This is a genomic window from Kribbella polygonati (assembly GCF_050320105.1).
Lineage (GTDB): Bacteria > Actinomycetota > Actinomycetes > Propionibacteriales > Kribbellaceae > Kribbella.
The window spans coordinates 4440738-4457886 of record NZ_CP190129.1 but is presented as its reverse complement, the minus strand read 5'-3'; the positions used below and the strand labels follow the sequence as shown (position 1 = coordinate 4457886).

The following is a 17149-nucleotide window of genomic DNA, read 5'->3' as shown; positions in this document are numbered from 1 at the left end:
TTCGGTAAGCGGACGCATGCGTTCGATTATCGTTCAACGGAGTGAGTATGGCGTTCTACCGGCAGATCGGGGAAGTACCACCCAAGCGGCACACCCAGTTCCGGAAACCGGACGGCGGGTTGTACTACGAGGAGCTGATGGGCGAGGAGGGCTTCTCGTCGGACTCCTCGCTGCTGTACCACGCCGGCGTACCGTCCGCGCTCGTCGACTCCCAGGTCTGGGACCTCCCCGACCTGGCCACCGTCCCGAACCACCCGCTGACGCCCCGGCACCTGAAGCTTCACGACCTGTTCACCGACACGTCCAAGTCGAACGCCGTCGAGGACCGCCGGCTGGTCCTGGGCAACGGGGACGTCCGGATCTCGTACGCCGTCGCCGAGCAGCCCTCGCCGTACTACCGGAACGCGATCGGCGACGAGTGCGTGTACGTCGAGAAAGGCTCCGCCACCGTGGAGACCGTGTTCGGCGTGCTGAACGCGGTCGAGGGCGACTACGTGATCATCCCGCGCGCCACCACGCACCGCTGGCTCCCCGGGCCGAACGGCGTCGCGGCGTACTGCATCGAGGGCAACTCCCACATCGCGCCGCCGAAGCGCTACCTGTCCCGGTACGGCCAGTTCCTCGAGCACTCGCCGTACTGCGAACGCGACCTGCACCCCACCACCGAGCCGCTCGTCGAGGAGGGCACCGACGTCGAGGTGCTGGTGAAGCACCGCGGGAACGGGCCGGGCGGGATCGTCGGCACCCGGATGACGTACGCGACGCACCCGTTCGACGTGGTCGGGTGGGACGGCTGCCTGTACCCGTACACGTTCAACGTGAGCGACTTCGAGCCGATCACCGGGCGGGTGCACCAGCCGCCGCCGGTGCACCAGGTCTTCGAGGGGTACAACTTCGTGGTCTGCAACTTCGTGCCGCGGAAGGTCGACTACCACCCGCTGTCGGTGCCGGTGCCGTACTACCACTCGAACGTCGACTCCGACGAGGTGATGTTCTACTGCGGCGGCGACTACGAGGCCCGGAAGGGCTCCGGCATCGGCCTCGGCTCGATCTCGCTGCACCCCGGCGGCTACGCCCACGGCCCCCAGCCCGCCGCGATCGAGGCCTCCCTCGGCGCCGAACGCTTCGAGGAACTCGCGGTCATGGTCGACACCTTCCGCCCCCTCGAACTCGGCGAGGCCGGCCAGGCCGTCGACGACGGCGTCTACGCCTGGACCTGGGCCGGGAGGCGCAAAAACTGACGGTCTGTGGGATTCTGTCCCCCGTGAGTGAGGACGGGGACGCAACTTCACAGGTCGCAGAGTTGGACGCGGCAGACGACACGCCGGAGGTAGCGATGCCGCCAGGTGATCCGGGACAGGGGTTCGTGGTCGGGATCGACCGCGACGCGGTGCTGCGGCGGCGCGAGGTGGTGCGGATCGTGGAGCGGCGCGGCGCCTGGGTGACCGCGGTCCTCGGTGGCATCGGCATCGTTGCCGCGGTCTACGCGCTGGTCGCGTTCCGCGGCTCCGGGATGTGGCCGTTCGCGCTGCTGCTGATCGCGGCGATGCTGCCGCTGGTGATCAGCACGCTGCTGGTGTACCGCGTGCAGTCCGACCGGCAGCAGTGGTACGACGCGAACGAGCTGCCACCGGTGGCGATGCGGATCTCGGTCAAGGGCCTCGAGCTGGCGTGCGACGGCGCGGCGTACCCGGTCGTCCTCCCGTGGGCGAGCGTCCGCGGCTTCACCCAGCACAAGCTGCTCGGTCAGTACATGCTCGACCTGGCGCTCGAGCGCGGCGTCGGCGCGACCACCGCCGGCGTCCGCGGCCTCGACCAGCCGTCCGTCCGCAGCGTGGTCAAGCCCAACCCGCTACTCCGACCGACCGGCATGTTCCTGATCAAGGCCCTCGACCAGCCCGTCCACGTCATCGACGAGGCCCTCCGCCACTTCTCGAACGGAACCGCCGGCGTTCAGCGCTAGGGCACGGCTCCCAATCCCACGCCTACTGCGGGGCACTCGGCACGGCACCTCGCCGCACGGGTGCAAAGGCCACGATGCTCCGCATCGAGACCTTCGCCCCCGCACGCCGAGCTACCGCACCGAGCACCTCCTCGCTACGGCGCGGGATCGGGAGCCGTGCCCTAGCAGGGCAGCGCGCGGTAGGTGTAGCCCTGGGCGGTCAGCTTGGTGAGGGCCTGGTCCAGGGCGGCGACGGTCTGGGAGCGGTTGCCGCCGCCGTCGTGCATCAGGATGATCGCGCCGGGGCGGGCGCCGGACATGATCGCGTGCTCGATGTGGGCGGTGCCGGGCTTCTCCCAGTCCTTCGTGTCGACGTCCCACAGCACCTGACGCTGGTGGTACGCCGCGGCGATCGCCTGGATCTTGGCGTTGGTCGCACCGCTCGGCGGCCGCAGGCACTTCGACTTGACGCCCATCCCGATCTCCTGCCGGACCTTGGCGTCCGGCAGCAGGGTCAGCGTCTTGTGGTCGACGGTGTGGTTGCCGACGTGGTGCCCGGCGGCGCGCTCGGCGGCGACCAGTTCCGGGTACTGCGCGACCTGGATCCCGAGCACGAAGAACGTGGCCTGCGCGTGGTGCTTGCGCAGTACTTGAAGGACCTTCGGCGTCCACTCGTGCTGCGGTCCGTCGTCGAAGGTCAGGTAGAGGACCTTCCCGTGGCCGGTCAGGTTCCAGTCGTCGGCGGGCGGCTTCGGCGGGGCCGGCCGCACCGGCGGCGTACTCGGCTTGGACGACGACGGCTCGCCGCGCTTCGACGTACCGGGCGTACCGAAGAGTCCGTGGTCCGGCGTCGTACTCACCACGGGCGCGGCGGACGTGACGGAAGGACCGGAGGGAGAGGCGGCTTGGGCGAGGACGGCACCGCAGAGCAAGGCGGCGACCAACGGCAGGAGTTTGCCGGGCGGCTTGGTCATGGGCGGCATCTTCTCCTGTGGGTGGGGGCAAGTGTTCACCGGGTCTCGCTTATCGTGTGCATTCGTGCCGGAGATCCCGGCGATGCGACCTTGTGAGGCGGGGCGATGAGCGACAGCGGTGAGCGGAACACGATGACGCGACGCACAGTGATCGGCGCCGGGATCGGCGGCGCGGCGGCGCTGGCCGCGGCCGGGTTCCAGACGGCGCCGGCGTTCGCGGGTGGTTCGGGCAAGACGGTCCGGCTGACCGTGATGGGTACGACGGACCTGCACGGCAACGTCTTCAACTGGGACTACTTCAAGAACGCCGAGTACGACGACTCCGCGCACAACGACATCGGCCTGGCGAAGATCTCCACGCTGGTCAGCGCCGTCCGCGACCGGCTCGCCGAGGACCCGCACGCGCCGCGCCCGCTGCTGCTGGACGCGGGCGACACCATCCAGGGCACCCCGCTGGCGTACTACTACGCCAAGATCGAGCCCATCACCGGCGGCCACACGCACCCGATGGCGGCCGCGATGAACCGGATCGGGTACGACGCCGCCGCGCTCGGCAACCACGAGTTCAACTACGGCCTCGACATCCTCCGCAAGTTCCAGCGCCAGCTGCGCTTCCCGCTGCTCGGCGCGAACGCCCAGGACTGGACGACCGGCCTGCCCGCGTTCCCGCCGTACGTGCTGAAGCGGGTGCACGTGCCGGGGGAGAAGCCGATCACGGTCGGCATCCTCGGCCTGACCAACCCGGGCATCGCGATCTGGGACAAGGCGAACGTCGAGAACAAGCTGAAGTTCGGCGGCATCGTCGAGCTCGCCCAGCAGTGGGTCCCGAAGGTCCGGGCCGCGGGCGCCGACATCGTGATCGCCTCGGTGCACTCCGGCATGGACCTGTCCTCGTCGTACGGCGACGCGCTGCCGTACCCGGAGAACGCGTCCGTGCTGATGGCCGAGACCGTCCCGGGCATCGACGCCGTCCTGGTCGGCCACGCGCACCTGGAGATCCCGGAGCGGCTGGTCACGAACAAGACGAGCGGCGAGCAGGTGGTGCTGAGTGAGCCGCTGAAGTGGGGCATGCGGCTGTCGCTGTTCGACCTGGACCTGCAGAAGGTCCGCGGGCAGTGGAAGGTGGTCGCCCGGCACAGCCAGGTGCTGAACGCGAACACCGTCGCCGCCGACCCGGACGTGGTCGCGCTGCTGGAGAAGGACCACGACAAGGTCGTCCAGTACGTGAACTCGAAGGTCGGCACCTGTACCGAGGCGATGTCCGCGGCGACCGCGCCGTGGGAGGACACCGCGGCGCTCGACTTCGTGAACTTCGTCCAGGCCGACGCGGTGTCGAAGGCACTCGCCGGTACGCCGCAGGCCTCGCTGCCGGTGCTCGCGATCGCGGCGCCGTTCAACCGGGAGGCGGCGATCCCGGCCGGTGACGTCTCGGTCCGCGACGTCGCGGGGCTGTACGTCTTCGACAACACGCTGCTCGCGGTGACGATGACGGGCGCGCAGGTCAAGGACTACCTGGAGTTCTCGGCGTACTACTTCAAGCAGGTCACCGGCACCGGCCCGTTCCCGTCGGACCAGGTCACCAACGCGCCGACCTCGACGGCGCCGAACGGTACGCCGGACTACAACTACGACATCGTCGGCGGCCTGACCAAGCCGCTGACCTACACGATCGACATCGCCAAGGCGCCCGGCGCGCGGATCACCGGCCTGGCGTACGACGGTACGCCGGTCGCCGCCGACCAGCAGTTCGTTGTCGCGGTCAACAACTACCGCCAGTCCGGCGGCGGCAACTTCCCGCACGTCAAGACCGCGCCGGTGGTCTACAACCGGCAGGTCGAGATCCGCCAGCTGATGATCGACTACGTGACCGCGACCGGCACCGTGGACCCGAAGACCTTCCACACGGTCGACTGGTCGCTGGTCTCGAACGGCAGCCCGATCACCGTCACCGCCTAGCCCTTCGCGGCCAGGTACTCCTCGAGTCCCTGGCCGTTCAGGGGGTAGTAGTCGGACAGGCGCCCGCCGTCGTCGAGGCGGCGGCGGGCGAACTCCTCGCGGGCCTGCAGTTCCAGCGAGTCGTCGGCCAGCGAGACCGCGGACTTCTGCGGTACGACGACCGCGCCGTCGTCGTCGGCCACGACGATGTCGCCCGGGGTGACGAGCGCGCCGCCCACGCCGACCGGCACGTTGAACGCGGCCGGGAACAGCTCGGTCTGGGACGCGTAGTGCGGCGTCACGCCGGTGCTCCAGACCGGGACGCCGAGCGCCCGGATCCGGGCCGCGTCGCGGACCCGCCCGTCGACCACGATGCCGGCGCCGCCGCGGAGCTTGAAGTAGCGGACCAGCATGTCGCCGAGGCAGCCGGTGAACTGGCTCGCGTACGCCGACACCACCAGCACGTCACCCGGCTGGATCGACTCCAGCACACCCCACAGCGCCGTCTTCTTCTCGGCGTACTCCTGGTCGGCGCTGCTGAACACGTCCTCGCGCTGCGGGAGGAACTGCAGTGTCACGGCCCCGCCGTACACGCGCACGTCCGGCGTCCGGTGCAGCGGCACCGGGCCGTTGATGAACGTCCGGGTGATGCCCTTCTGGTGCAGCTTGGCGCAGGCGGTGGCCGCGCTCACGTCGGTCAGCGCGCCGAGCATCTCGGCGGTCGGCCGGGAGAAGGTCGCGGTCTGGACCGGGGACAGCTGCGAGCTGTACGTCGGAGTGGACATGAGGTGCCTTTCGTTGATCACGATTTGATCGCCTATCGATGATAGATGAAACTCGCGGAGCGGGTTCGGTGTCAACTGGATCTTGACTCCGGTTCGCATCTCCATATGATCATCTATCGATAGCCGATCAGCGAAGTTCTAGGCACTGGAGTGTGACGAGATGAGACAACTGTGGCGCCGTACCGTGATCGCCGCGGTTGCGGCGACGAGCCTGACCGGATCGCTGGCCGCCTGTGGTGGCGGCGACTCCGGCGCCGGGGGCGACTCCGGGCAGACCACGTTGCGGGTGATCGTGAACATCACCCCGAACCTCACCGAGGCGTACTGGACCGGCCTGTTCGCCAAGTACGAGGCGGCGCATCCCGGCGTCAAGGTGAAGCTCGAGCTGACCGGCACGATCTCCGCGAGCGCGAAGCTCACCCAGGACCTGGCCGCCGGCGACCCGCCGGACATCGCGCAGCAGATCACTCCGACCAAGGAGAACGTCAGCCTGCTGGCCGACCTCACCGATCAGGCGTGGGTCAAGGACACCCCGCTGAGCGAGCAGTACGCGATCGACGGCAAGCGGTACGTCGTCGGCGTCGGCGAGCAGATCCAGTCGCTGGTGTTCTACAACAAGGCCGCGTTCACCAAGGCCGGGCTGGACGCCGCGAACATCAAGACGATGGCCGACTTCACCGCCGCGATGGCGAAGCTGAAGACGGCCGGGTACACGCCGCTGCAGACCGCGGGGCAGTGGGTCCCGGGCGCGCAGTTCTCGATGATGGCCGACGCCGGCGTACTGACCAAGGACCCGGACTGGGTGGTCAAGCGCACCGCCAAGCAGGCCAGCTTCAAGGACAGCGGGTACCTGGACTACTTCAAGGCGTACAAGAACTGGATCGACGCCGGGTACCTGGACAAGAGCGCGCTCGGCCTGACGTACGCCGACGGCCAGACGGCGTTCCTGAACGGGAAGTCCGCGATGTACATGATGGGCTCGTACTTCGTGCCGGCCGCCGACCAGGCGAAGAAGAGCGACCAGATCGGCGTCTTCACGATGCCGACCGACGGCGCCTACCCGTCAGGCCAGTTCGGCAACATCGCCAGCCCGTATGTCGTCGTGAACCAGTCCAAGCACAAGGCCCAGGCCACCGAGTTCGTGAAGTGGCTGGTCACGGATCCGGCCGCGGTCGAGAGCCAGCTGGCGTCGGACGGGAACCTGCGCAAGGGCTTCACGTACAAGACGTCGAGCCTCGGGACCGGCGTACAGAAGATCCTCGACGCCGCGCCGACGGTGCTGGTGAAGTCCGGTACGCACCAGCCGATCGAGGGGTTCTCGGGCGAGCTGAACACCCGGGTCCAGTCGCTGTTCACCGGTGCCTCGCCGGACCAGGTCGCCGACGGGTTGGACAAGTGGTGGAACTCCCAGAACTGACCGGCCATCGACGGCAGCTCAGGATCGCGAGGCTCCGGGAGACAGCGCTCTCCGTAGGCCTCGCGGGTCCGGCCGTGCTGCTGTACACGGTGCTGACGATCGTGCCGGTGGGTGTCGCGGTCTACCTGAGCCTGACGAACTGGAACGGCTTCTCGGACGCCGTGTTCATCGGGCTCGGCAACTACCGGCACCTGTTCGACGACCCGAACTCGACGCGGGCCTGGTGGGTGACCGGGATCGTCGCGGTCAGCGGCTCCGTGCTGATGCTCGGCGGCGGGCTGTCGTACGCACTGGTGCTCAAGGAGAAGTCGCTGGTCAACTCGTTCTTCCGGGCGCTGGCCTACTACCCGCACGTGATCAGCGCGCTGATCCTCGGCTACCTGTGGGCGGCGATCCTCGGCACGAACGGCGCGATCAACAACACCCTGCACAAGTTCGGCGTCGGCCCGGTCGGTTTCCTGTTCTCGGAGAAGCTCGCGCTGGTCACGCTGATCGCGGTGATCGCCTGGGCCGGTTTCGGGTTCAACGTCGTACTGTTCGTCGCCGCGCTGCAGACGGTCCCGGCCGAGCTGCTCGAGGCGGCCCAGATCGACGGGGCGAGCGCGCGCCAGATCAACACCCAGGTGGTGATCCCGATGATCGCCCCTGTGGTGACGGTCGCGACGGTGCTCAACCTGATCGGGCTGATCCGTACGTACGACATCGTGGTCAGCCTGACCGGCGGCGGTCCGGCGGGCGCGACCCAGACGTACGGGTACCTGATCCTGGCGCGCTCGTTCGAGGGCACGAAGGTCGGGTACGCGACCGCGCAGGCGGTGTTCCTGATGGTGGTGTCGGCCGCACTCGCTCTGGTCGTGACCGCCCTGCGGAACCGCCAAGACCAAGCAGCGACGGGGTAGGGGCATGGCACCGAACGTACGGCGGAGTGTGGTCCGGCCGATCCTGCTCGGGCTGCTCTTCGTACTGATGACCGTGCCCGTCTACCTGCTGCTGGTGAACAGCTTCAAGAACCAGGAGGACATCCTCAACGGCCCGTTCTCGCTGCCGTTCTCGAAGCTCACGCTGGAGCACCTGAACGCCGCGATCCACAGCCCGCAGTTCAACGTGATCAAGGGTTACGGGTTCACGCTGTTCCTCGTGGTGGCCGTCGACGTGTTGTGCATTCTGTTCGCCGGACCTGCGGCGTATGTGATCGCCCGCAGTATGAAGCGGCGTACGCAGCTGTTGATGCTGTACTTCCTGGCCGGCACCTTCATCCCGGGCGCCGCGCTGATCATCCCGGTGATCTACGTACTGCGGTCTCTCGGGCTGGCGAACACCGTGGCCGGGCTGCTCGCGCACGACGTGGCGTCGACGCTGCCGGTGAGCATCTTCCTGTTCGTCGGCTTCATCCGGACGATCCCGGTGGACATCGACCACGCGGCCTCGATCGACGGCGCCGGGCGGTACCGGACGTTCTGGACGATCATCTTCCCGTTGATGCGGCCGGGCGTGGTGACGGTGCTGATCCTGAACTCGATCGGGATCTGGAACGACTTCGTCAGCCCGCAGATCCTGCTCAGCCCGGGCTCCGGGCGGTACACGGTGACGACCGCGATCTACGCCGGGATCAGCCAGTACTCGACGGATCTGACCAAGGTGTTCCCGAACCTGCTGCTGGCGATCGCGCCGGTGATCATCTTCTTCATCTACATGCAGCGGCACATCATCAGCGGCCTGACCGTCGGTGCGGTGAAGGGCTGACATCGGGCGCCCCGTCTCGTGCGGGGCGCCCGGTCACTTCTTCTTCGGCTTCTTCTTGGCGGCGCGCGCGTCCGGCACCGGACCGCGCCCGCCGGCGTGGTTCGCGAACGCGGTCGCGGCCTCGGCGGGATCGGTGTCGCGGAGCAGCTGGACCAGCCGGCCGTGCTCGTTGGCCATCGCGTCCCAATCGCCCTCGAACAGCGGGTCGCTGATCGCCCGGAGCGCCCGCAGGTTCGGCTCCAGGACCTCCCACATCCGGGTCAGGAACGGGTTGCCGGCGAGCTGGATCACGCGCGTGTGGAAGGCGATGTCGACGTCGCGGAACATGCTCACGTCGCCGGACTTCGCGGCCTTGTGCAGCTGGTCGACGAGCTCGTCCAGCTCGCTCAGGTCCTGCTCGCCGATCCGTCCGGCGGCGAGCTCCGCGGCCAGCCGTTCGAGCGGTTCGCGGACCTGGCGGGCGTACTCGACGTCCTGCTGGGAGATCTCCACGACGAAGTTGCCGCGGCGCGGGATGTGCACCAGCAGGCCCTCCCGGGCGAGCTGCTTCACCGCCTCCCGGACCGGCGCCTGGCTGACGCCCAGCTGACGGGCGATCTCGGACTCGACGACGCGCTCGTTCGGCCCGAGCTCACCGTCGACGATGGCCTGCCGGAGCAGCTCGTAGGCCCGCTCGGAGATCAGCGTGGCGCGGAACTGGTCCTTGCTGCTCGCCAGCGTGGAGGCGAAGTCACCCTTGGCCATGAAGTCCCCAATTCGTGCGAAGTCCGGAATGCCCTGTCATGATACTTCTCTGATCGCCTAGCAGCTATCGATAACGAACGACTCCCTCACCAGGTTCCCGTCCCAGACGATAGGCGCGGACGGCGTTGCCGTGCAGGACCTGAGCCCGTTCGTCGTCAGAGAGTCCGCCCAGCCCTCGCAGCGACAGGCTGAGCGAGTCCGCCCGGGAACCCCGCGGCACGCAGATCGGCCAGTCCGACCCCACCACACACCGGCCGGGTCCGAAGGCCTCCACAGCCTCCTCCACCAACTCAGCAGCCTCGGGCCGCTGGGTGAGCAGGCCCGAGACCTTCAGCATCACACCCGGCCGCGCAGCGGCCAGCCGCAACTCGCGGCGCCAGTCGTCGACCGCGCCCGGGCTTCCCAGGTGGTCGACAACGATGGTCAGCCCCTCGTGCCGCGCGGCCAGTTCGGCGGCTGTCCCCAAAGCACCTGCCAGGTTCAAGTCGAGCGTGATCCCGAGCTTCTCCAGTACCGGCAGCAGTGCGACCTGGCCGGCCCCGCCCAGCCGCATCCCGTTCGGCCGCGCCTCGACCATCAACTCCTCGAACTCCTCCGGTACGGCGTCCTCGTACACCTGCAGGTTTCCGACGTACCCCGCGACCAGCTCAGGCCGCTCCGCCCGGAGTTCGCGCAAGGCGAGGGTCTCCCCGCGATCGCCGCGCGAGGCCTCGACCAGCACCGTGCCGGCCAGCTCCAGCCCCTCGCCGCTGCGCTCGAGATCGTCGATCGTGAACGTCCGGTAGTGCTCGGATCCCGGGCGGATCCACGGGAAGCCGCGGCCCGCGTCCCACAGGTGCGCGTGGCAGTCGATCAGGCGCATCCGCCGTACCCCTCTCCGCTCTTGACACCCCTACGCAGGATCAGGCTAAATCATCGGGTATCGATCAGCGATAAGGGGTGTTTCCTCATGCTCAGGGCCGAGCCCGTGCGCGCAACCCGTCGGATTCGCACCGCTCCGGCGTGGGCGACGTTGGAGCGGGAGCTGTTCGCCCAGCAGGACCGCGCTTGGCGGGTGTTCGCCGACCGCTGCACCGAGGGCGACGGCCGGCTGGTGTTCCGCGACCGGCTCGGGGTCGGCCTGGACGGCCGCGACGGGGTGGACGACTTTTACGAGCCGTTCTTCAACTGGCCGACGCTCTACCTGCTCGGCGGCAGCTCGGATCTGCTCGACGCCTCGCTGCGACACTGGCGCGGGGTGACCAACCAGTTGACCGAGATGGGCATGCTGGTCGACGGCTACGAACGTGGCTACGACTGGTTCCACCAGGGCGAGAGCATGGTGCTGTTCTACGCGCTCTGCCTGGCCCTCCCCGAGGACACCGAGCTCAAGCAACTCGCCGCCCGGTTCGCGGACCTGTACCTGCCGGGCGGGCCGAACTACGACGCCGAGCACCGCGTGATCCGGGCGCCGCACAACGGCGCGGCCGGCCCGCGCTGGGGCTTCATCGACGGCGAGAAGTACTTCCCGTGGAGTCTCCCGCTGCGCCCGTACGGCCTGCCGCTCGACTGGATCGGCGTCTCCTCGTTCGACGAACTGGTCGACGATCCCTCGCGGGCCCGTGAGTACGGACAGGTGATGTGGGACCGGATGGGGCGCGGCGACGTACTCGCGAACCTCGCGTCGACGGGCCTCGCCACCAACGCGTACCTGTACGGCGGCGACACGGCGTACAAGGACTGGGTCCTCGAGTACGTCGGCGCCTGGCAGGAGCGCCTCGCCGGGCGCGACGTGATCCCGGACAACGCGGGCCTGCACGGCGAGGTGGGGGAGCACCTCGACGGACGCTGGTACGGCGGCCACTACGGCTGGGCATGGCCACACGGGATCGAGTCCGTCGGCTCGTCCGCGATCGTTGGTGCTGTCAACGCAACACTGCTGTCCGGCGACCGCGGCTACCTCGACCTCGCGCGGAATCCGCTGGACGCGGTGCTGAAGCAGGCGGAGTACCGCGGCCTCGCGGACATGGGCACGCTGACGAAGCGCTGGCTGAAGCACCTCGACCCGGAGCGGCCGACGCTGACGATCCCGCAGCGGTACAACGACTCCGGCTGGTTCGACTACAACGTGATGCCGACGCAGCTGCCGATCGCGCTCTGGCACTTCAGCCGGGCGGCCGGCGACGCCGAACGGATCGAGCTGCTGCGCGAAGGCTCCGACTGGGACTGGAACACGGTGCACGACCAACGGAACAAGGACGAGGGCGGCCACGAGGAGCCGTGGTACGAGTTCCTCGCCGCCCGGAACCCGGACTTCCCGGAGCGGATGCTGCGCTCCGCGCTGGCCATCTCGGCCGCCCGCCTGGAGACGATCGAGAACGACCCGATCGACCCGGCGGTCGGCCCGGACGCGCCCGACATCCACCACTGGCAGAACATCAACCCGGTTGTCACCGAGGCTCTGCTCCAGCTGACCACCGGCTCGCCGCAGATCCTCTACAACGGCGGCCTCACCCAACTCCACCTCCGGTACTTCGACACCGTCGCCCACCGCCCTGGCCTCCCCGAGGACGTCGCCGCGCTGGTCTCGGACATCGACCCGGACCACACCGTCGTCGACCTGGTGAACCTCGGCACCACACCCCGCTCACTCCTGATCCAAGCCGGCTCCTTCAACGAACACACCCTCCAAACGGTCGCCGTCGACACCACCCAGCCGACCCCGATCCACGGCGAACGTCTGCGCGTCGACCTCCCCCCACAGTCCGAGGTACGTCTCACGCTGACGATGTCCATGCACATTCGTCAGCCCACGAATCAGTCACCGTGGGAGCTGTGATGTTGCCCCCGCTAGGTATCGGTACAGCGCCCCTCGGCGGCCTGTTCCACGAGGTGAGCGAGGATGACGCGGCGGCGACCGTGGAAGCGGCTGCCGACGCCGGGATCACGTACTTCGACACCGCCCCGCGCTACGGCCACGGGCAGGCCGAGGAGCGGCTCGGGCGGCTGTTGCCCCCTGCAACCATCGTCTCGACGAAGACCGGCTGGACACTGGAACCGGACGGCAGCGCCCGCGCCGACTTCAGCGAGCGCGGCATCCGCGCGTCGTTCGAGTCCAGTCTGACCCGGCTCAACCGCTCGTCCGTCGACGTCCTGTACCTCCACGACCCGGACGACTACGCCGACGACATCCGGCGTACGGGTTACGCAGCGGTCCGGAAGCTCCGGGACGAGGGCCTGGTCGGTGCGATCGGCTTCGGCATGAACCACAGCGCCCCGCTCGCGGCGTACGTGGCCGAGTACGACGTCGACGTCGTACTGATCGCCGGCCGCTTCTCGCTGCTCGACCACGAGGCCGCCGACGTACTCCTCCCGCTCTGTCAGGAACGCGGTACGTCGGTCGTCGTCGGGGGAGTGTTCAACACCGGCCTGCTCGCGGATCCGAACCCGGGAGCGATGTTCAACTACCGCCCGGTGGACGCCGCGGCGCTGCGGCGCGCCCAGCGGTGCGCCGAGCTCTGCGCGGGGTACGGCGTACCGCTGCCGGCGGCCGCGATCCAGTTCCCGCGCCTGCATCCGGCCGTGACGTCGATCGTGGTCGGGTGCCGGTCCGGCGCCGAGGTGACCGCCAACGTGGCGGCGCTGCACACCGCGATCCCGGCGGAGCTCTGGCAGGCCCTCGCGGCCGAGGGCTTCGTCCCGAAGTCGTTGCTCTAGACACCGTCCGTCGCGCCGAAAGGAGTTCTGCACACGTTATTGTAATCGATAATCGACCAGAAAGACCTTTGCGATGAAGAGATACCTTTCCGCCCTTCTCGTCGCCGGCCTGCTGGCGACAGCAACACCAGCGACAGCCGCCACCACCGACGACGATCCCAGGACCTTGTACGTCGCGACCAACGGCGACGACCACAACCCGGGCAGCTTCGGCCGACCGCTCCGGACCCTCGAAGGCGCCCGGGACGCGATCCGCACGATCAAGAAACACCATCTGCCCGACGGTGGCGTCACCGTCTACCTCCGCCAGGGCAGCTACCAGCGCAGCTCGACGTTCTCGCTCACCGCCGAGGACTCCGGCACCGCCGGCGCCCCGATCACCTACAAGTCGTACCCGGGAGAGACCGCCACGCTCACGGGCGGCACCCAGCTCGGGTACGACGACTTCCACCAGACCACCGACCAGTCCGTCCTGGACCGGGTGATCGAGAAGTCCGCCCGCCCCAAGATCCTGCAGGTGGACCTGCGCGCGCTCGGCCTCACCGACTACGGCGAGCTCAGCCGACACGGGTACTGGCACGCCAACGACGTCAGCAAGACCCCGCCGATGGAGCTGTACGTCGACGGGCAAGACATGACGCTCGCCCGCTGGCCGAACACCGGCACCGTGCAGATGAACAAGATCATCGACCCGGGCCCGACCCACAACGACCCCGACCTGCAGGACCGCGGCGGCACGTTCAGCTACAGCTACAACCGCCCGCAGTACTGGACGCAGGCCAAGGACGTCTGGCTGGACGGCATCTTCGGCTACAGCTGGGAATGGTCGTACAACAAGATCCAGTCGATCGACACCGCCGCGAAGACCATCACCCTGCGGTACGGCGAGATGTCCGGCCTGATGAAGTCCTGGTTCCCGGACTTCCACTTCGCGCAGAACCTGCTCGAGGAGCTGGACGCCCCGGGCGAGTACTACATCGACCGCGACAAGGGCGTGCTCTATCTCGTACCGAACGCGTCGTTCCTGGCCCGGCGCGGCGCGGTCACCGTGACCACCCTCGACGAGCCGATGATCCGTACCGACGGTACGTCGTACGTCACCTTCGACGACCTGGTGATGGAGTACGGGCGGGCGACGGCCGCGGTGGTCCTCGGCGGCAGCCACGTGACGATCGCGCACAGCGACATCCGCAACTTCACCGACGGCGGCGTACTGATCAACTCGCCCGGCCGCTACACGTACGACGGGATCCCGGTGAACCGCGGTGGTACCGACCACGCGGTGGTGTCGAGCGAGCTGAGCCACATCGGCGGCGTGCCGATCGTCCTGCAGGGCGGCAACAAGACCACGCTGGCGCCCGGGCGGAACAAGGTCGAGAACTCGCACATCCACGACTTCGCGTACTACCACAAGGCGTACAACGCCGGCGTGATGTTCGACGGCGTCGGGAACATTGCCCGCGGCAACGAGATCCACGACGCGCCGCACCCGGGCATCATCGTGCAGGGCAACGACCAGCTGGTCGAGGACAACGAGATCTACGACGTCTGCAAGACGTTCCAGGACCTCGGCGCGATCTACATGAACGCGGGCTCGACGCCGCAGCAGCGCGGCAACGTCTTCCGGCGGAACTACTTCCACGACATCGGGAAGGGCCGGGCCGGCGTCGAGGGGATCTACGCCGACAACCTGACGATGGGGATCACCATCGAGCAGAACGTCTTCGCGGACATGGGCAACGACGCGGTCAAGAGCGGGTCCGGCGACTACGTGACGGCGACCAACAACGTCTTCGTCGACACGCACGTGCCGTACGACAACTACGAGATGTGGATGGGCAACCAGGAAGGGAACGTGGTCGACAAGTCGTACCTGCCGGCCTGGAAGAAGCTGTTCGCGGACAACAACAACTTCGAGGGCACGCCGTACCTGACCAAGTACCCGGAGCTGGCGCACTTCTTCGACGACAACCACTACTACCCGGCGCACAACACATACGCGAAGAACGTGGTGTGGAACCCGACTCTGGCGCGCCAGTCCGATGTGAACGCGCAGGGTGCGCGGGACGTGAAGAACCTGCTGAACTACGACAGCAACTGGGTCGCGTCCGAGGATCCCGGCTTCGTCGACTGGCAGAAGGGCGATTTCCGGCTGCGTCCGGACGCTGCGGTGTTCCAGCACATCCCCGGGTTCCAGCCGATCGCGTTCGACCGGATCGGGACGCACGGGCACATCGGGCAGTCCCGGACACCGGAGGTCGTGCCATTGGAGTCGGTCGCGTTCCCGGCCGGCGACCTGTCGATCGACCTCGGCAAGCAGGTCGCGTTCGCCGGGGCCGTCGTACCGTGGAACACCACGCAGCCGGGCGTGACCTATTCGTCGAGTGATCCGGCCGTCGCGACGGTGGACGCTCAGGGCCTGGTCACCGCGGTCGCGCCCGGTACGGCGACGCTGACCGTGACGTCGGCGGCGAACCCGGCGATCAAGGACGAGGCCACCGTCACCGTGAACGAGGGCGACGGCGTGCTGCACTACACCGACTTCGAGTCCGGCGCGAACGGGTGGCCCGTCGACCCGAACCGGAGCGTGGTCGACGACGGCACCGGGAACCACGTGTACCGGATCGTCAACGGCGCGAACTCGCAGCTGCCGCGGGACTTCACGCAGTACGTCCTGGACTTCACAGTGACCACTCCGGCGACGCTGCCGGACGGCGCGGTGCTGCTCGTGTACGACCGGACCGGTGCGACGCCGGGCGGCTTCATCCGCTACCGGCACCTCGCAACCGGGCCGGTGTGGACGATCTACGACAGCAAGTGGCAGGTCGTGCGGGAGGTGACGCTCGGCGCGGACGCCGCGTTCAGGCCGAGTACGACGTACGCGATCAAGGTCGCCGTCACGCCGACGGGGATCACGGTCGGGGTGAACGGGCAGCAGGTCGTCGCGGGCCGCAACCCGGCACCGGAGGCGGCCGGCAAGGTCGGCTTCTACGTGTCCGGTGCGAGCCGGCTCGACTTCGACAACATCGGGTTCTCGATCGTGTCGCACCAGGTGTCCGGCGTCGACCTCGGTACGGCGCAACTCGCGCTGCAGACGGGCGAACGGCGTGCCGTCGCGGCGACCGTCACGCCGGCGGACGCGTCCGACTCGCGGCTCGCGTGGACCTCCGACAACCCCGCGGTGGCAACCGTCGACAGCACCGGCCGGGTGACCGGGGTCGCGGCCGGTACGGCGAACGTCAAGGCGACCTCGGTGTCGAACCCGGCGGTCTCGGCGACAATCGCGGTCACGGTGGAGGACGGGCAGTACGCCGTCACCGACCTCACCACCCAGCTATCCGATCAGGCGAACTGGACGACCTCGCCCAACCTGGACTTCAGCACCGGCACGGTCAAGGCGACCGGTGAGGGCGTGTACGGGTACAAGGGCCAGAAGTTCGGCGACGGACTGCTCCACTTCAAGGCGGAGGTCGGTGCGTTCGCGGGCGGCTGGTACGGCTTCCAGGTGCGCTCGCACGAGGCCGGCGTACCGGCCTGGCAGAACTCGAACACCGGCTACCTCGTGGTGATCAAGGAGGACACCATCGAGTTCCAGAGCTGGACACCCGGCCAGACCATGCTCGACGTCATCCCGAACACCGTGATCCCCCCGAACAGCACCCACGACATCGCCTTCGGTGCCATCGGCAACCGAGTCGTCCTCCGCGTCGACGGCAAAACCGTCTGGACCGACGTGGTCACCGTCCCGAACAACCCGATCACCACCGACGGCTACTTCAACCTCTACAACTACCTCAAGGGCAACCCCGTCCGGCTACTCACCGTCTAGAACATAAGGCGGCCAGCACCGCACCCCGGTTGCGGTGCTGACCGCCCACCCAAAGCTGGAAAAGGGAAAGCCCCCACGCGGTGC

At 68.2% G+C, this 17149-nt stretch carries 13 protein-coding genes; 9 read left to right on the top strand and 4 right to left on the bottom strand.

Translation table 11 applies throughout. The features are described 5' to 3' along the window. The first annotated feature begins 47 nt into the window (after positions 1-47). The gene (locus ACQHIV_RS21125) at positions 48-1241 is read left to right on the top strand and encodes a homogentisate 1,2-dioxygenase (protein WP_427884697.1); all 1194 of its coding nucleotides are present in this window, start codon (positions 48-50) and stop codon (positions 1239-1241) included. A gap of 23 nt (positions 1242-1264) precedes the next feature. Further along, complete coding sequence (locus tag ACQHIV_RS21120; protein ID WP_427884696.1) at positions 1265-1963, top strand: hypothetical protein; 699 nt, start codon at positions 1265-1267, stop codon at positions 1961-1963. 161 nt (positions 1964-2124) lie between these two features. Here the strand turns inward: ACQHIV_RS21120 and ACQHIV_RS21115 are convergent, their stop codons facing one another. After that, positions 2125-2916, bottom strand: coding sequence for a polysaccharide deacetylase family protein (locus ACQHIV_RS21115; protein ID WP_427884695.1), 792 nt, complete (start codon positions 2914-2916; stop codon positions 2125-2127). A gap of 105 nt (positions 2917-3021) precedes the next feature. Between ACQHIV_RS21115 and ACQHIV_RS21110 the strand changes: the two genes are divergently transcribed. After that, on the top strand, positions 3022-4872 hold the full coding sequence (locus tag ACQHIV_RS21110) for a bifunctional metallophosphatase/5'-nucleotidase (RefSeq protein ID WP_427884694.1): 1851 nt from the start codon (positions 3022-3024) through the stop codon (positions 4870-4872). Here ACQHIV_RS21110 and ACQHIV_RS21105 read toward each other — a convergent pair. Beyond that, positions 4869-5636 (bottom strand): hypothetical protein, encoded by a 768-nt coding sequence (locus tag ACQHIV_RS21105; protein ID WP_427884693.1) that lies wholly within the window; start codon positions 5634-5636, stop codon positions 4869-4871. The genes ACQHIV_RS21110 and ACQHIV_RS21105 overlap by 4 nt on opposite strands. 160 nt (positions 5637-5796) lie before the next feature. On the opposite strand from ACQHIV_RS21105, the gene ACQHIV_RS21100 reads away from it, so the two are divergent. Genes ACQHIV_RS21100 through ACQHIV_RS21090 form a run of 3 tightly spaced genes read left to right on the top strand, consistent with a single transcriptional unit; the run spans position 5797 to position 8796 of the window. Next, positions 5797-7053, top strand: coding sequence for an ABC transporter substrate-binding protein (locus ACQHIV_RS21100; protein WP_427884692.1), 1257 nt, complete (start codon positions 5797-5799; stop codon positions 7051-7053). Beyond that, on the top strand, positions 7035-7952 hold the full coding sequence (locus ACQHIV_RS21095; RefSeq protein ID WP_427884691.1) for a carbohydrate ABC transporter permease: 918 nt from the start codon (positions 7035-7037) through the stop codon (positions 7950-7952). The genes ACQHIV_RS21100 and ACQHIV_RS21095 overlap by 19 nt, the downstream gene beginning before the upstream one ends. 4 nt (positions 7953-7956) lie before the next feature. Then, positions 7957-8796 carry a carbohydrate ABC transporter permease gene (locus ACQHIV_RS21090; RefSeq protein WP_427884690.1) on the top strand — a complete coding sequence of 280 codons (840 nt, stop codon included), beginning with the start codon at positions 7957-7959 and terminating at the stop codon, positions 8794-8796. A 33-nt stretch (positions 8797-8829) separates the two neighbouring features. Here ACQHIV_RS21090 and ACQHIV_RS21085 read toward each other — a convergent pair whose 3' ends face one another. Next, the gene (locus ACQHIV_RS21085; protein ID WP_427884689.1) at positions 8830-9540 is read right to left on the bottom strand and encodes a GntR family transcriptional regulator; all 711 of its coding nucleotides are present in this window, start codon (positions 9538-9540) and stop codon (positions 8830-8832) included. Between the two features lie 64 nt (positions 9541-9604). Continuing rightward, positions 9605-10402, bottom strand: coding sequence for an amidohydrolase family protein (locus ACQHIV_RS21080; RefSeq protein WP_427884688.1), 798 nt, complete (start codon positions 10400-10402; stop codon positions 9605-9607). A 105-nt stretch (positions 10403-10507) separates the two neighbouring features. Here ACQHIV_RS21080 and ACQHIV_RS21075 point away from each other — a divergent pair, with 105 nt between their 5' ends. The 3 genes from ACQHIV_RS21075 to ACQHIV_RS21065 all read left to right on the top strand — a co-directional run bounded on the left by ACQHIV_RS21075 (position 10508) and on the right by ACQHIV_RS21065 (position 17065). Further along, complete coding sequence (locus tag ACQHIV_RS21075; protein WP_427884687.1) at positions 10508-12358, top strand: hypothetical protein; 1851 nt, start codon at positions 10508-10510, stop codon at positions 12356-12358. Continuing rightward, positions 12358-13236 (top strand): aldo/keto reductase, encoded by an 879-nt coding sequence (locus ACQHIV_RS21070; RefSeq protein ID WP_427884686.1) that lies wholly within the window; start codon positions 12358-12360, stop codon positions 13234-13236. The genes ACQHIV_RS21075 and ACQHIV_RS21070 overlap by 1 nt, the downstream gene beginning before the upstream one ends. Before the next feature lie 73 nt (positions 13237-13309). Continuing rightward, a complete protein-coding gene (locus ACQHIV_RS21065; RefSeq protein WP_427884685.1) occupies positions 13310-17065 on the top strand; it encodes an Ig-like domain-containing protein in 3756 nt (1251 codons plus the stop codon). The last annotated feature ends 84 nt before the right edge of the window (positions 17066-17149 follow it).

Excerpts from the sequence above, each read along its gene's own strand:
- ACQHIV_RS21125 (WP_427884697.1), top strand. The coding sequence starts at position 48 with ATGGCGTTCTACCGGCAGATCGGGGAAGTACCACCCAAGCGGCACACC.
- ACQHIV_RS21115 (WP_427884695.1), bottom strand. The coding sequence starts at position 2,916 with ATGACCAAGCCGCCCGGCAAACTCCTGCCGTTGGTCGCCGCCTTGCTC.
- ACQHIV_RS21110 (WP_427884694.1), top strand. The coding sequence starts at position 3,022 with ATGAGCGACAGCGGTGAGCGGAACACGATGACGCGACGCACAGTGATC.
- ACQHIV_RS21105 (WP_427884693.1), bottom strand. The coding sequence starts at position 5,636 with ATGTCCACTCCGACGTACAGCTCGCAGCTGTCCCCGGTCCAGACCGCG.
- ACQHIV_RS21100 (WP_427884692.1), top strand. The coding sequence starts at position 5,797 with ATGAGACAACTGTGGCGCCGTACCGTGATCGCCGCGGTTGCGGCGACG.
- ACQHIV_RS21090 (WP_427884690.1), top strand. The coding sequence starts at position 7,957 with ATGGCACCGAACGTACGGCGGAGTGTGGTCCGGCCGATCCTGCTCGGG.
- ACQHIV_RS21085 (WP_427884689.1), bottom strand. The coding sequence starts at position 9,540 with ATGGCCAAGGGTGACTTCGCCTCCACGCTGGCGAGCAGCAAGGACCAG.
- ACQHIV_RS21080 (WP_427884688.1), bottom strand. The coding sequence starts at position 10,402 with ATGCGCCTGATCGACTGCCACGCGCACCTGTGGGACGCGGGCCGCGGC.
- ACQHIV_RS21070 (WP_427884686.1), top strand. The coding sequence starts at position 12,358 with ATGTTGCCCCCGCTAGGTATCGGTACAGCGCCCCTCGGCGGCCTGTTC.
- ACQHIV_RS21065 (WP_427884685.1), top strand. The coding sequence starts at position 13,310 with ATGAAGAGATACCTTTCCGCCCTTCTCGTCGCCGGCCTGCTGGCGACA.